This is a genomic window from Actinoplanes sp. NPDC051494, assembly GCF_044454705.1.
Classification (GTDB): domain Bacteria; phylum Actinomycetota; class Actinomycetes; order Mycobacteriales; family Micromonosporaceae; genus Actinoplanes.
Map to the genome: position 1 here is coordinate 28852 of NZ_JBITDZ010000002.1, position 12543 is coordinate 41394.

The window sequence follows — 12543 nt, forward strand, 5'->3', positions numbered from 1 at the left end:
GCTGGTCGCTGCGTATGGAGGAGATCGAATGCTGCAGGCGGTCTTCCGGGTGGACTTCGGGTCTCTTCCGGACGATGACGATTTCGAGTTGGACCGGGTCACCGAGGAGCTCGCCGACGATCTGCGGAGCGTGGGTGAGGTCGAACGGAGCACCATGTCCGCGGCTCCGGGCAGCAAAGGGACGCTGGAGCTCGCGCTCGGGTCGCTGAGCCTGCTGGCGGGCACCGATCCGGCCATCGTGCAGAGCATTGTCGACCTGCTGGTCGGTTTCCTGAGTCGCAACAAGGGCCGTACCGTGCGGCTCCGGGTCGCGGATGTCGACCTCACCCTGGAGCAGCCCACGCGGGCTGAGGCCGCAGAAGTGATACGGATCGCGCGGGCGGCGATCGAGCGACTTCCGCGCTGATGGGGCGTTACGCGCTCCTCATCGGGACTGCCGACTACGATGCCGATCCGCAGCTGAAAGCGCTGCCTTCGGTCCGGCATGACGTGCACCAGCTGAAGGCTGTCCTGGATCAAGCGGGACGGTTTGACGACGTGTCGGCGCATCTCGACCTGCCGGCGAAAGCCTTTGTGCAGACCGTCGAGGATTTCTACGGTGCTCGTCGGAAGGGTGACCTGGCGCTCTTCTACTATTCCGGGCACGGGGTCAAGCACGCGGACAACCAGTCGGTCTTTCTCGCCGCGAGCGACACGGTGACCAGCGGCCTGCATGCCACCGCGTTCGACACCGACGGCCAGCTGCGGCACCTGCTCAATCACACCCAGGCCACACACAAGGTGGTTCTTCTCGATTGCTGTTTCTCAGGCTCCTTCAGCGCCCGGGCGCGCCTCAGCGGGGGAATGCGTGCGGAACCCCGGCGTGGAAAGCATGAGCGGGGCACGTTCATTCTCACGTCCAGTACCCATCTGGAGGCGTCCAAGGTCCAGGGGCCGGACGAGCCGTCCGTCTTCACCGAAGTGCTGCTGGACGGTCTGCGGGGACGTGCCGAGGGCGGCGAGGACGGCTGGCTCACCACGAGCGAGCTGTCGCGGTACGCCATGGCGGAGATGGCCCGGCGCCGCCGGCACCATCCTGTCGAGTCCAGCGAAGGGGTCACCGAGGCGGCAAAGCTGGTCCGCACCGTAGAGGCCGGCAACGCTGCCGATCCCGCGGTGGGTGGCGGGGGCGACGACAATGCCGCGTTCGACGCCGACCAGTGGCGCAAGCTGCTCAGATATTACGTCGCCTGCCTGCGGCGTTCGGCGGTCCTTCAGTCGTTCATCGATCCGAGGGCTTCGAATTCCTACGTGGTGTTTCCCGGCGGCCCCGAGCGGGTCTTCACCGCTGCCGGTCCGGTCCAGTTGCCCGCCCAGATCGCGAAGCTCGCGCGGCAGGCCTCCGCGAACGGCAAGAGCCTGATCTACGGGTACGGGGTCACGGCCGTCAAACCCCAGCCGTGGGCGTCACCCGTGCTGGCACCGTTGCTGGTCTGCGACGTGAATGTCAGCCCCGACGGGGCGCTGCACGCCGTCTTCCCGCCGCGGCCCCACCTCGCTCTCGCCGACGCCCGCAAGCTGTCGGACATCGAGACCGAGCAGCTCACCGAGCGGGTGGCTCAGGTCTTCACCCCCGGTGACCCGGCGTCCCTGGTGGCGTCGATCGAGTTGCTCATGAATGCCCTCGGCCTCAAGCAGGTCGGCGCGATGGACCCCGCCGAGCTCACCGGCACCGTTCGGCCGGCTCCGGTCGACGGGGTTCAGAACGCCGCGATCCTGCAGTTCACCGAGGATGCCGGCGGTCCGCAGCGGGCACTGCTGCAAGACCTCGAAGACATGATCAAAAATCCCACCGCGATCAGCGGTACGGCCCTGGGCGCACTCGCCGAACCTCCTGCTGACACCCCGGGACGAGATGTCACGGTGGTGGCTCCTGACCGGCTGAACGAAGCGCAGGAAGAGATCATCGCCGCGGCCATGTCCCGCCGGATCACCGTGGCGCAGGGCCCGCCCGGCACCGGCAAGAGCCAGCTGGTCACCGCCCTGCTGGCCACCGCCACCGCCGCGAACGAGCGGGTCCTCGTCGGTTCCACCGGCAATCAGGCGGTCAGTTCGGTGTCCGACAAGGCGATCGCTCTGGTGGGGGAGGGCCTGCTCGTCCGTACGGGAAACAAAGCCGTCCGGGCCGCCGAGCCGGAGCTGCTCGCCGGTCTGCTGAGTACGGCCCGTGCCGCCGGGCGTGCGGCGCCGGACGAGCGGACACCGGCCGGCGAACTGAGGATCGTCTCCACCGAGATCACCTCGCTCCGCGCGCACCTCGATCAGCGGCGGTTGCTGGAGCGCGATCTCGCGGACCTCGCGCCGGAACGGTCGGCGAAGCCGCCGGAACTAGCCCTCCCCGACGCCGACGAGGACCTGGCCCGGCTCGTCGAACTCACCGATCGGGCGTCGACCAGCCGCCTGCTCGGCTGGTGGTACCGATGGTCGCTGCGCCGCCGGTACGGTGTGCGCGATCGAGCCGCCGTCGAGGATCTCGGCCGGCACGCCTGTATCGAGGCCCGGTGGCGCGACCGGCGCGCCGGGCTCAGCCGGCTGCCCGAGCTGGAGAAGGACTGGCGGCGGCTCACCGAGCTGACCGGGACCGAACGTCCGCGACACAGCGTGGATCTCCTCAGGGCACAGGTGATCCGCCGGGTCGCGGCGGGATCGGCGCTGCTGCGCAAGCGGATCGAGGAGCTTTCCAAGGACCGCCCGGACAAATACGCCTGCTTTCCCGAGCTGCTGACACCACTGCCCGGGTGGGCGACGACCGCGATGTCAGCGCGTCAGTTCCGGCCCACACCGGCTCTGTTCAACCTGGTCGTGATCGACGAGGCGGCCCAGTGCACCATCCCGGCGATCCTTCCGATGCTGTTCCGCGCCGATCGGGCTCTGATCATCGGGGATCCCCGTCAGTTGCAGCCGGTTGTCACGCTCTCGGAACGCGAGGATCTCGACCTTCAGGACCGCGCGGGCCTGTCCCGCCGTTGGCTCAACGACCGCGGCCTGACGTTCACCCGTCATTCGACGTACGACGCCTTCGCGCAGAGCGCCGGGTTCGCCTACCTGCTCGATGAGCACTACCGGTGTCACCCGGACATCATCGAGCCCGCGAACCGGCAGGTCTACCAGGGGCGGCTGACCGTGCTCACGGATCCACGCCGCCTCAACGCCGAGGCGGACCCGGCACTGCGATGGCGGCACGTCGCCGGCACGTTCGAGCGTGGTTACAGCGGGTCGGGTAGCAATCCCACCGAGGTCGACGAGGTCGTACGGCAGGTCGCCGAGAGTTGTGCGATGTTCCCGGACGCGAAGATCGGCGTTGTCACACCTCTGGCCCCGCAGGAACGGGCCCTGCAGCTGGCCCTGCGCCGGGCGGGGTTCGCCACCGCTGAGGTCACCTGCGGGACCATCCACAAGTTCCAGGGCAGTGAACGCGACATCATGGTGATCTCGGCGGTCGGTGCGGACGGCATCCAGGGGCCGACCCGGAACTGGCTCGTGCATCAGACGAATCTCTGGAACGTGGCGATCACCCGGGCTCAGTCGCAACTCGTCATCGTCGGTGATCAGTCCTGGTGGTCGGGCCAGCGCGGTCTCCTCGCCTCGGTGGCGCAAGGTGCGGGACGCGGCGCGTCAGACCACGGGCGACCGGTGGATGCCGCCGACCAGCTGCACGCGGCGCTCCGGGGGAGTGGCCTCACGGTGCGACGCGACGTCTCCGTACAGGGCTCGGTCCATGACCTCGTCGTGAGCGGTCCGGACCGCGAACTCGCGGTGCTGGTCGACGATCCCGCCGGCGATCCCGACGGCCGGGCGTTCCGCAAGGTCCTCGCTCGCCTGGACGTCACCGGTGGCCCCGCATCGGTCCTCAGGGTGCCGGTCTGGCGTTGCCTCGCCCAACCACGCGACGTCGCGGCGGAACTGGTCGCAGATCTGCTGAGCTGAGAAAACAGCAGGACCGGTCCCGGATACCCGCCCACGATGTCGTGGGCGGGCAGCAGCGGTGGTTACTTCCTGATCTTCTCCGGGATGATGCCGGCCGCGACGGACATCCGGTCGACCGCGTCCTGGCGGACGTGCAGGCCCGCGCCGATCTCGAGGACCTGCTCGCGGCTCAGCGGCACGTCGACCTGGATCGTCGCGTACACCTGGGGGGTCACCTGCAGGATGAGCTGCTGTGCTCCGCCTTCGAGGGGGTGCAGGACGGCCGGCTTGCCGGCGACAGTGAGCGTGTCGCCGGAGAGCTCGCCGCGGTACTCCTTCAGCTCCAGGTAGATGGCGATCTTGCCGGTCATGACCTCCGGGTCGTAGAGCTCGTCCGCCGGCGTCGACGGCTTGATGCCCGGCGGGCGGTGCCGGGCCGCCTCGGGGGCGAGGGTGAGGCCGGCGACGTTGTCGCGCTGGATGAAGAAGCCCTCGGGCACCGTGTCGATCTCGAACCAGCGGGACTGGGTGCCCCGGTAGTCGACGAGTTTCAGGCGGCCGGACGCGCTCGCGGTCACGACCGGGGGCGGCGCCGCGTTGGGGTTGCCGACCGGGGCGGTGCCGGGGCCGGCGAAGGAGAAGGCCGCCACGATCGCCGCGACACCGAACGCCGAGCCGGCGGTCGCCTGGGCGGTCCGCCGGCGCCGGACCGCGCGGCGGCCCCGGGCGAGGTCGGCCACGATGGCGTCCTCCGATGCCGCCTCGACCGGTCCACCGAGGTCCTCGGCCAGATGCGGGTCGCCGGCGGCCAGCAGCCGCGCGGGGTAGAGCATGGCGCCCCGCTTCGCGGCCACGAAGGCGTGGAACTCTGCGTCGCGCTCGGGTCCACCCGAGCCTCTTCGTTGTCTCACGTTCACCATGACCCCGGCGGGGGGAGGGCTGAGGTTGCACCTGCCGGACAATGGCCGTACCGGAACAATGGGGTGGGAAGGTAGCGATGCGCACGATCGGGATGCTGGGCGGCATGAGCTGGGAGTCGACGGCCGAGTATTACCGGCTCGCGAACGAACTGGTGCGGGAGCGGCTCGGCGGGGTGCATTCCGCGCGCATCCTGCTCGACTCCGTGGACTTCGCCGAGATCGAAGCGCTCCAGGTGGCCGGGCAGTGGAACCAGGCCGGCGATCTGCTCGCCGCCCGGGCCCGCGCCCTGGAGGTGGCCGGCGCCGACATCCTGGTGCTGTGCACCAACACCATGCACAAGGTCGCGGGCATCATCGAGGCGGCGGTGTCCGTCCCGCTGCTGCACATCGCCGACACCACCGCCACCGCCGTACGCGATGCCGGGCTGACGCGTACGGGACTGCTCGGCACCGCGTTCACGATGGAACAGGATTTCTACCGCGACCGGCTCACAGCGCACGGGATCGAGACGATCGTCCCCGAGGCGCAGGACCGTGCGACCGTTCACCGCGTCATCTACGACGAACTGGTCCGCGGCGTCGTCCGGGCCGAGTCCCGGGCCGCCTACCGCGAGGTCATCCAGCGGCTCGTCGCGCGCGGGGCGCAGGGCGTCATCCTGGGCTGCACCGAGATCGAGCTCCTCGTCGGCGCGGACGACAGCCCGGTGCCCGTCTTCGCGACCACGCGCATCCACGTCGAGGCCGCCGTAGCGCGGGTCCTCGCCCCGGCCTGACCCGCGGGCCGGGCCGGGGCGGGTGCTCAGCGATCGACCGGGCCGGCGATGTCGGTCACGCCCTCCCCGTCGCCCGGACGGCGGCAGGCCACCCAGCCGGTGACCAGGGTGATCAGCAGGGTCACGGCCAGTACCCCGTGGATCCAGCCCCAGCCGCCGGTGCTCTGATGCAGGACACCGAGCAGCAGTGGGCCGATACAACCGATGCCGTATCCCGTGCCCTGCACGACGCCCGACAGCACCGAGGCGTTCTGGGTGTCGGCCGCCCGCACACCGATGAGCGTGAGGCAGAGCGGGAAAGTGCTCACCCCGAGACCGAAAGCGGTGGCCCACCCGAAGGCGCCGGCCCTCGGCGCGAGCAGCATGCCCACATAACCGGTGGCCATCAACACCACACAGACCACCACGATGGGGTACGGGTTCCGCAGCCGCGTGGTCAGCGGCGGCACCACGAACGCCGCGATGAGACCGAGCCCGGCGAACCAGGACAGCAGCAGCGCGCTGGACGTGGAGCTGAGCCCCGCGTCGACGAGCATGGTCGGGAACCAGGTCACCAGCGTGTACACGTGCAGGGCCGTCATCGCCATCAGGCCGATCAGCCCCCGGAGCAGCGGGCTGCGCCACGGAATGCGATGCGGCACCGGAGCCCGCGTGTCCCCGGGCCGCCGCACCCCGCGGATCGAGGCGAACCACAGCACGGCGGCGACCGCGGTGACACCGGCCCAGGCCCCCGCGGCCGTACGCCATCCGTAGGCGTTCGTCAGCGGGAGGGCGATCAGCGGTGCCACCAGCTGCCCGACCTGCAACAGCACCATGTACATGGTGGTGACCGCCCGGAGCCGCTCCGGGAAATGCTCCTTCACGATCGGGATGAGGACCACGTTCGCGGCGCCCACGCCCGCGAACGCGACGACGGTGGCGATGATCATGACCAGTGGTGACCAGGACAGCGCCCGCAGCACGATGCCGGCGGTCGCGGCGCTCACCGCGATCGCGGCGGTACGTTCCAGGCCGAGCCGGCGGGCCAGCGGGGGAGCGGCGAACGCGGCCGCCGCGAAGCACGCCGTCACGATGGTCCCGATGGCGCCCGCCACCACCGGCCCGAAGCGCAACTCCGCACCGGCCTGCGAGGTCAGCACGCTGAAACCGGTGACGGCGGTGCGCAGATTGAGGGCGGTCAGCGCGACCGCGACGAGGATGCCCCGGCGCATACGCGCGGCCGGGTCGGTCGGAACGGCGGCGGGGATCACCACGACAGTGTGGCGATCCCCGCGACACCGCGCCACACCCCTCAGTGGGCCAGGGCGACCTTGATCACGGCGACCGCTCCCATTTTGTTGAGCTTCGGGGGAATGTATGGACCGTTCCGTTCATGAGCGACGCGGAGTTCCCCGATCCCGCCCTCGCCGTCGTGGATCTGCGCTCGGTGGTGTGCTGTGCCCTGTGGGCCGTCACCTGTGCCGCGTGCTGGGCATGCGATGTATGCCGGGGAATCGAACCCCCACGCCTGCCCCCGGCGCGCCAGGAGTGAGCCGGATTACCCGCCGGCTCCCGGGTTTGCGCACACCTCCACGTCGGTTACCTGCTCCGCGTCGGTCAGCCGAGCACGTCGACCTCCCAGTTGACCCGCTGGATCAGCGTGTCCACCTCTCGGACCTGCCGGGCCAGATCGTCGGCCTGGCGCCGTAGCTCCGCGACCGGTAGCGCCGGGATCATCGTCAACTCGGACCGCAGCTGCCGGTATCCGCGCTGACCCTCACCGGCCGCCGCGTCAGCCGCGGACGTGACCAGGCTATGGCGCAGGCGCAGGACATCTCGCCGGGCGAGCGCGTCTGTCAGGGTGCCGCCTTCGACCGGGGTCACGGCGTTGGTGCGATTGATCCGCCTGATCAACGACTCGAGCTCGGTGAGCACCTCGCCCGCCTCGGTCAGCAGAGAAGCTGCGTCCTCGGCGGGGTTCTCACCTTCCTGGAAACGAGCACTGCTGGTGATACGGGAGCGGAGCTGTTCGGTACGGCGCGACGCATCTGCGCGCAGCGCGAGAGCTTCGGCAAGTTTCATGGCAGCAGTATGCCGTCCAGGATCGGCGTCGGCTCGGATTTTCCCCGGCCACCAACGAGTAACAACAGACCCCTCGAAAGGTCGAACGGGGATCTCCGGGGATGGCTGACTCAGCTCGGGGTGATCCGGCAGTCGAGGATCCGCCCGTCGCTGGTCCCGACAAGGAGTCGATCGGCTCCTGCCACGGTCAAAGCCGTCGGGAAGATTCCGGGGAGGCACCACCGCCCGCGTACCGGGGCATCGAAATCCGAGGCCCCGCCAATTCCTCAGATTCGATCGAGGCGGGGGCAACGGCACGCCAGTCGTCGCGGCGCACCACCGCCACGTGCCCTTCTGCCCATGCGGCTCGGTCCTGCCAATCGTCCGGCGGCGCCAGCAGCAGGCGCAACTCATAGTCGTTGAGCCATTCCAGGCCGAGCACCTGGCGACCCAGCTCGTGCTCGAACAGCGACACCGCCGCGCTCGTCTCCAGGTCGAGCAGAAGCAGTTCGCCTTCGAAGAAGTAGCCGCCGTCATAGCTGCCGCTACCGACCGCCAGCAGCGGCAGCGTCGGATGGAACGCCAGCGCGACCGCCAGGCGGCCTTCGGCCATGACCGCCAGAACAGGCTCGCCGATCTCGGCGAAGGGCCGGTCTCCCAGAATCCGGTCGAGGCGCAGCTGCGGTTATGAGCTACCAGCCTGCAGGTACGAAAGTCCTTTGTCCGGGCTCAGCATCGACACTAGCCACTCACCCGAAGTGACGACGTTCGCCGACGGACGTGCCCGATCAGCGGCAGATCCGAATGCCGCCCCGATGGTCGCCGCCGTAGCCCCTATCATCGCCCCATGGCCGGCCCTACTGCTGCAGTTCTCGCACCTGGCCTACTCACTACGAGCCGCGTCGGCGAGTTTCGAAGTTGGCTTGCAGAGTCACTCACTCCCGATACTGATGGCGACTCGTGGTTGCTCCGGGAGCCTCGCCGCCTAGGCATGGAGAGCCCGCTGCAGACCGGGCCAATGCTCATCGAGCCGATTGCTTACGAAGGTGAGGACCCCGATGAGGCGGCATGCCTGGACCGTGCCCTCGGTTCCCCGCCAGGCATCGAGGTGGTCTTGGCTGCAGCTGTCAACGGCAAGGACGACCATCGCTTCCTCGCCCACCTCGCGGTAGCGATGGCCCGACGGTACGGGGGCCTGATCGACCTTGGCGGCCTACTCCCGGTGCCTCTGCCGCAAGGTGTCTCCGCTCTGGCAGCGTTGGAGTCGGGCATTGGCCTGCAACAATGGCAAGACCTCTCGAGGGCGACGATCGCGACCCTCGCCGGCCGTCGGCACGAGATCCCGTACCGCACAGTGGGCGACGAAATCGCGGTGTCCCATGTCGTTGATGCCGACCTGCTCGCCTTGTGGTTGCGGCATCCACTTTTCTGCATGGTGAAGTAAACGACTCGGGCCCCACGCGCCCGGATCGCGGCAGATCCGTGCACGTGACCCTCGAGCGCATGTCAGTGTGACGCCTGCATCCCAGGCCCTATTTGGCGCAGCACGCGGCAGCTGTGCATGTTCGCCCGCGACGCTTACCGTGGGCCCGCCGGACGGCTTACCTGACGGGTTGGTGGCTGACGCCACCAACCCGCAGCGTAGGGGGCATGACCAGCGACTACAGTCCGCGAGCCCTCAGTGGACCGCGAAGCGGATCTCCTTCAGGAATGCTAAGCGGCATCCCGTTGGTCCAGCCACTTCAGAATGGCCTCGGTCGATTCCTCCGGCTTTTCCTGTTGGATCCAATGTCCGCAGTCAAGACTGATCACTTCGGCGTTCGGCACGAATTCTGTCAGTCTTTCAGACCTCGCGACCGTGTCGCGGTCGCCGTAGATCATGAGGGTGGGCTGCCGGATGATCGGGTCCACGTCCGCCAGCAGGTGCCAGTTGCGGTCCAGGTTTCGGTACCAGTTGATGCCGCCCGTGAACCCTGTTGATGCGAAGGCGGAGACGAAGACGGCCAGTTCGGTGTCGCTCATGACGGGCTCACCGAGAGGGGTCTCCGCTCTGGCGAGGCTAATCAACGCGTTGCCCGGCTGAGGCTCTGCGAGGGGCACGTTCTTGCGGTACAGGTTCCGAAGGAATTGGAACGTGTTCTGCTCGAACACAGCTGCCGCGGCGCCCGGCTGCCGGTTGAAGTGGACGAAGTAGAAGTCGCCGCCGAGCACGGCTTCCATGGCCTCGATCCAGGGCCTTTCTCCGCGCTCGAGGTATGGCAGGCTCAGGTTGATCACCTTGTTGACCCGGTTCGGGTGCAACAGGGTCAGGCCCCAGACGACGGCTGCACCCCAGTCATGACCGACGAAAGTGGCATTGTCGTATCCGTAGTGATCGAGCAGTGCGATGAGGTCACCCGACAGGTGTGCGATGTCGTAGTCGGTGACCTCGGCCGGGCGGGACGAGTTGCCGTAACCCCGCTGGTTCGGGACGATGACGTGGTAGCCCGCTGCCGCGAGGGCGGGCATCTGATGGCGCCAGGAGAAGGCGTGCTCCGGCCAGCCGTGGCAGAGCACGATGGGGTTCCCGGTGTTCTGCCGGCCGGCTTCGAAGACCTCGAGTTCCACACCGTTGACGGAAATGCGGGTGGGCTCCGGAAAATCGGTTGTCATGCCGGCATCTTGCGGGCCGATACCGGTCACCTCCTGGCCGGTTTTCGTGGAAGTGTTGCCGGAGTGCGAGCCGACCGGTTGATGGCCATCCTCCTTCTGCTGCAACGGCGCGAGCAGGTGACCGCAGCGGAGGTTGCCCGGGAATTGGAGGTCTCCGAGCGCACCGCGCGCCGCGACCTCGACGCCCTGAGCATGGCCGGGGTGCCGGTGTACTCCGTGCAGGGCCGGGGCGGCGGCTGGCGCCTCGTGGGTGGTGCCCGCACCGACCTGTCCGGGTTGACCGCGGGTGAGGCCCGTGCCCTGTTCCTGGTCGCCGGCCCGGCCTCGTCTGTGACGCCGGCTGTGAAAGCGGCGCTGCGCAAGCTCGTCCACGCCCTGCCGGAGCCGTTCCGGGTGCAAGCCGAGGCGGCCGCGTCGTCGCTCGTCATGGACCCGCAGCGATGGGGGTCGAGCCGGGTCGAGCCCCGACCGCCTCGCTTCCTCGACGAACTCCAGGACGCGGTGATCCGCGGCGTCCAGATCCGGCTCGGCTACGTCGACCGCGAACACGCCGAAACCGAGCGAACCGTCCACCCGCTGGGCATCGTCGCCAAAGGACCGTCGTGGTACCTCGTCGCCGACACCGAGGCCGGCCGGCGGACCTTCCGGATCGACCGGGTGTCGTCCGTCGACCCGAGCGGCGATCCCGTGCACCGGCCCGTGGACTTCGACCTCGGCGAGAGCTGGCGCGCGATCGCGGCCGAGGTCGACCGCAAGCGAACACCCCTCGAGGCCCGGGCGGTGTGCATGCCCCACGGGATAGGCGTGCTCCGGATGGGATTCGGCACTCGTCTCGAGGTGGGCGGGTCCATGACCGACGGCCGCATCGAAGTCGTGATCCGCGGCAACGACGAATCCGTACTCGCCGGCGAGCTTGCCGGGCTGGCCGCATGGATCGAGGTGACCGGCCCAGCGGGTGTGCGAGACCAACTCGCCTCGATCGGCAACGCACTCGTCGAGCGATACGGCTGAGACCAGCCCGGACGTCGTACGGCAGAGCGACAACCGAGGCACGCGACCGCATCGAGTGGGTCTTCGCGCACGATCGGCAGCCGATGCACGGAGAGCCCGCTGCAGACCGGGCCGACGCTCATCGAGCCAATGCTTATGCGGGTGAGGACCCCGATGCGGCGGCGTGCCTGATTCCCCGTGCCTCCGCCAGAAGGCGTCTCCGTTCTGCCGGCGTTGGAGTCGGGCCTCGGCATCCACTTTTCCGCATGGTGAAGTAAGACGACTCGGGCCCACACGCGCGGATCGCAGCAGATCCGTACATCCGATCTTGTAACGGGAGTCTGGGACCTCGCCGAGAGTCGTCTGCGTGCCGGCGACGCAAGCTTCGTCGCGGATCTCGGCATCGCATTGTGGCGTCAGTACTGCCGGATCGCCGCAAAATACAGTATGCGGCGTCCTTACTGGCTTCGGCCCACACCGTCGCGGAGCTGGACCGTGTGTTCGATGCCGGCGGGTCGGAGGAACTGCGGGCTTGTCTCACGCAGGAATTGGTGCTGCGCGGGACCGAGGTTCGTCACCGGTGGGCTGTCTCGACACAGTCGCGCTTTCATCCGCTCGGCTGGTTGCCGTTGTCGTTGACGTCGGTCGAAGGACGTCCCGGGCTTGTCGGCGAAGCCCGTGCCCGGGCACGGGCTAACTCCTCGGTGGCGGGAAACGACCACGGCTGACGAGACGGCGATGCTTACCGCCGCGGTGGACAACTAGACCAAGGAATCCAATGGCCGTGTCGAGGCATCAAGACGGGGGCCGGTGCCTGCTCGGCAACGCAGGCCTGGCAGCAGTTGTTCGCGGCAGCCTCGGCTGGGGCGCCTACAACAGCGGCGAGTTCGGAGCGTACGGAAGACTCTTCGCGTGGCGCTCGCTCAAGACGCTGGCGGGTGCCCGACTAGACGCGCCAGCCAGCGAGGTCGAAGCGCTGGCACACCGCTGCTCATGGTATTCGTTCGCCGGCACCACCAACTGGTTCGAAAGCGTCGCGTGGGACATCGGCCTGGCGGTCCTCTCGCCGGACCGGCGCCGTCTGGCCGTGCTGGCCGCCACCGACACCGACTGAGCGACTCGGCTCTCAGCAAAGCCGGCTGCCAGCCACCATGGAGCCCGCCACAGCGCGTGACGTGCCCCGTGAGGGCTGGCGTGCATGGACGGCGGTATGTCCGTGCACC

At 68.7% G+C, this 12543-nt stretch carries 12 protein-coding genes; 7 read left to right on the forward strand and 5 right to left on the reverse strand.

Going from position 1 to position 12543, the window contains the following annotated elements; all coding sequences use genetic code 11:
- The first annotated feature begins 28 nt into the window (after window positions 1–28).
- Window positions 29–406 carry a hypothetical protein gene (locus ACIA6A_RS06995; RefSeq protein ID WP_396096512.1) on the forward strand — a complete coding sequence of 126 codons (378 nt, stop codon included), beginning with the start codon at window positions 29–31 and terminating at the stop codon, window positions 404–406.
- A complete protein-coding gene (locus ACIA6A_RS07000) occupies window positions 406–3966 on the forward strand; it encodes an AAA domain-containing protein (protein WP_396096513.1) in 3561 nt (1186 codons plus the stop codon). Before ACIA6A_RS06995 ends, ACIA6A_RS07000 begins: the two co-directional genes overlap by 1 nt.
- Window positions 3967–4028: 62 nt before the next feature.
- Here ACIA6A_RS07000 and ACIA6A_RS07005 read toward each other — a convergent pair whose 3' ends face one another.
- On the reverse strand, window positions 4029–4856 hold the full coding sequence (locus ACIA6A_RS07005) for a hypothetical protein (protein ID WP_396096514.1): 828 nt from the start codon (window positions 4854–4856) through the stop codon (window positions 4029–4031).
- Window positions 4857–4942: 86 nt separating this feature from the next.
- Here ACIA6A_RS07005 and ACIA6A_RS07010 point away from each other — a divergent pair, with 86 nt between their 5' ends.
- Window positions 4943–5638 carry an aspartate/glutamate racemase family protein gene (locus tag ACIA6A_RS07010; protein WP_396096515.1) on the forward strand — a complete coding sequence of 232 codons (696 nt, stop codon included), beginning with the start codon at window positions 4943–4945 and terminating at the stop codon, window positions 5636–5638.
- 26 nt (window positions 5639–5664) lie between these two features.
- On the opposite strand, the gene ACIA6A_RS07015 is transcribed toward ACIA6A_RS07010, so the two are convergent.
- The 3 genes from ACIA6A_RS07015 to ACIA6A_RS07025 form a co-directional block, all read right to left on the reverse strand.
- Window positions 5665–6888, reverse strand: coding sequence for an MFS transporter (locus ACIA6A_RS07015; RefSeq protein ID WP_396096516.1), 1224 nt, complete (start codon window positions 6886–6888; stop codon window positions 5665–5667).
- Between the two features lie 346 nt (window positions 6889–7234).
- Window positions 7235–7699 (reverse strand): DIP1984 family protein, encoded by a 465-nt coding sequence (locus ACIA6A_RS07020; RefSeq protein ID WP_396096517.1) that lies wholly within the window; start codon window positions 7697–7699, stop codon window positions 7235–7237.
- Window positions 7700–7886: 187 nt separating this feature from the next.
- A complete protein-coding gene (locus ACIA6A_RS07025; RefSeq protein ID WP_396096518.1) occupies window positions 7887–8291 on the reverse strand; it encodes a hypothetical protein in 405 nt (134 codons plus the stop codon).
- A gap of 234 nt (window positions 8292–8525) precedes the next feature.
- Between ACIA6A_RS07025 and ACIA6A_RS07030 the strand changes: the two genes are divergently transcribed.
- Complete coding sequence (locus tag ACIA6A_RS07030; RefSeq protein ID WP_396096519.1) at window positions 8526–9122, forward strand: DUF6368 family protein; 597 nt, start codon at window positions 8526–8528, stop codon at window positions 9120–9122.
- Between the two features lie 269 nt (window positions 9123–9391).
- On the opposite strand, the gene ACIA6A_RS07035 is transcribed toward ACIA6A_RS07030, so the two are convergent.
- A complete protein-coding gene (locus ACIA6A_RS07035) occupies window positions 9392–10435 on the reverse strand; it encodes an alpha/beta fold hydrolase (protein ID WP_396096520.1) in 1044 nt (347 codons plus the stop codon).
- On the opposite strand from ACIA6A_RS07035, the gene ACIA6A_RS07040 reads away from it, so the two are divergent.
- The 3 genes from ACIA6A_RS07040 to ACIA6A_RS07050 all read left to right on the forward strand — a co-directional run bounded on the left by ACIA6A_RS07040 (window position 10412) and on the right by ACIA6A_RS07050 (window position 12434).
- Window positions 10412–11341: a helix-turn-helix transcriptional regulator gene (locus tag ACIA6A_RS07040; protein ID WP_396096521.1), complete on the forward strand. Its 930-nt coding sequence runs from the start codon at window positions 10412–10414 to the stop codon at window positions 11339–11341. The two genes, ACIA6A_RS07035 and ACIA6A_RS07040, sit on opposite strands and share 24 nt — an antisense overlap.
- A gap of 389 nt (window positions 11342–11730) precedes the next feature.
- Window positions 11731–12048, forward strand: coding sequence for a DUF6183 family protein (locus ACIA6A_RS07045; protein ID WP_396096522.1), 318 nt, complete (start codon window positions 11731–11733; stop codon window positions 12046–12048).
- A gap of 56 nt (window positions 12049–12104) precedes the next feature.
- Window positions 12105–12434 carry a DUF6183 family protein gene (locus ACIA6A_RS07050; protein WP_396096523.1) on the forward strand — a complete coding sequence of 110 codons (330 nt, stop codon included), beginning with the start codon at window positions 12105–12107 and terminating at the stop codon, window positions 12432–12434.
- Window positions 12435–12543 lie beyond the last annotated feature (109 nt).

Bases quoted from the DNA above. Each gene is read 5' to 3' on its own strand.
- ACIA6A_RS07010 (WP_396096515.1), top strand. From the start codon at position 4,943: ATGCGCACGATCGGGATGCTGGGCGGCATGAGCTGGGAGTCGACGGCC.
- ACIA6A_RS07025 (WP_396096518.1), bottom strand. From the start codon at position 8,291: ATGGCCGAAGGCCGCCTGGCGGTCGCGCTGGCGTTCCATCCGACGCTG.
- ACIA6A_RS07040 (WP_396096521.1), top strand. From the start codon at position 10,412: ATGGCCATCCTCCTTCTGCTGCAACGGCGCGAGCAGGTGACCGCAGCG.
- ACIA6A_RS07000 (WP_396096513.1), top strand. From the start codon at position 406: ATGGGGCGTTACGCGCTCCTCATCGGGACTGCCGACTACGATGCCGAT.
- ACIA6A_RS07030 (WP_396096519.1), top strand. From the start codon at position 8,526: ATGGCCGGCCCTACTGCTGCAGTTCTCGCACCTGGCCTACTCACTACG.
- ACIA6A_RS07020 (WP_396096517.1), bottom strand. From the start codon at position 7,699: ATGAAACTTGCCGAAGCTCTCGCGCTGCGCGCAGATGCGTCGCGCCGT.
- ACIA6A_RS06995 (WP_396096512.1), top strand. From the start codon at position 29: ATGCTGCAGGCGGTCTTCCGGGTGGACTTCGGGTCTCTTCCGGACGAT.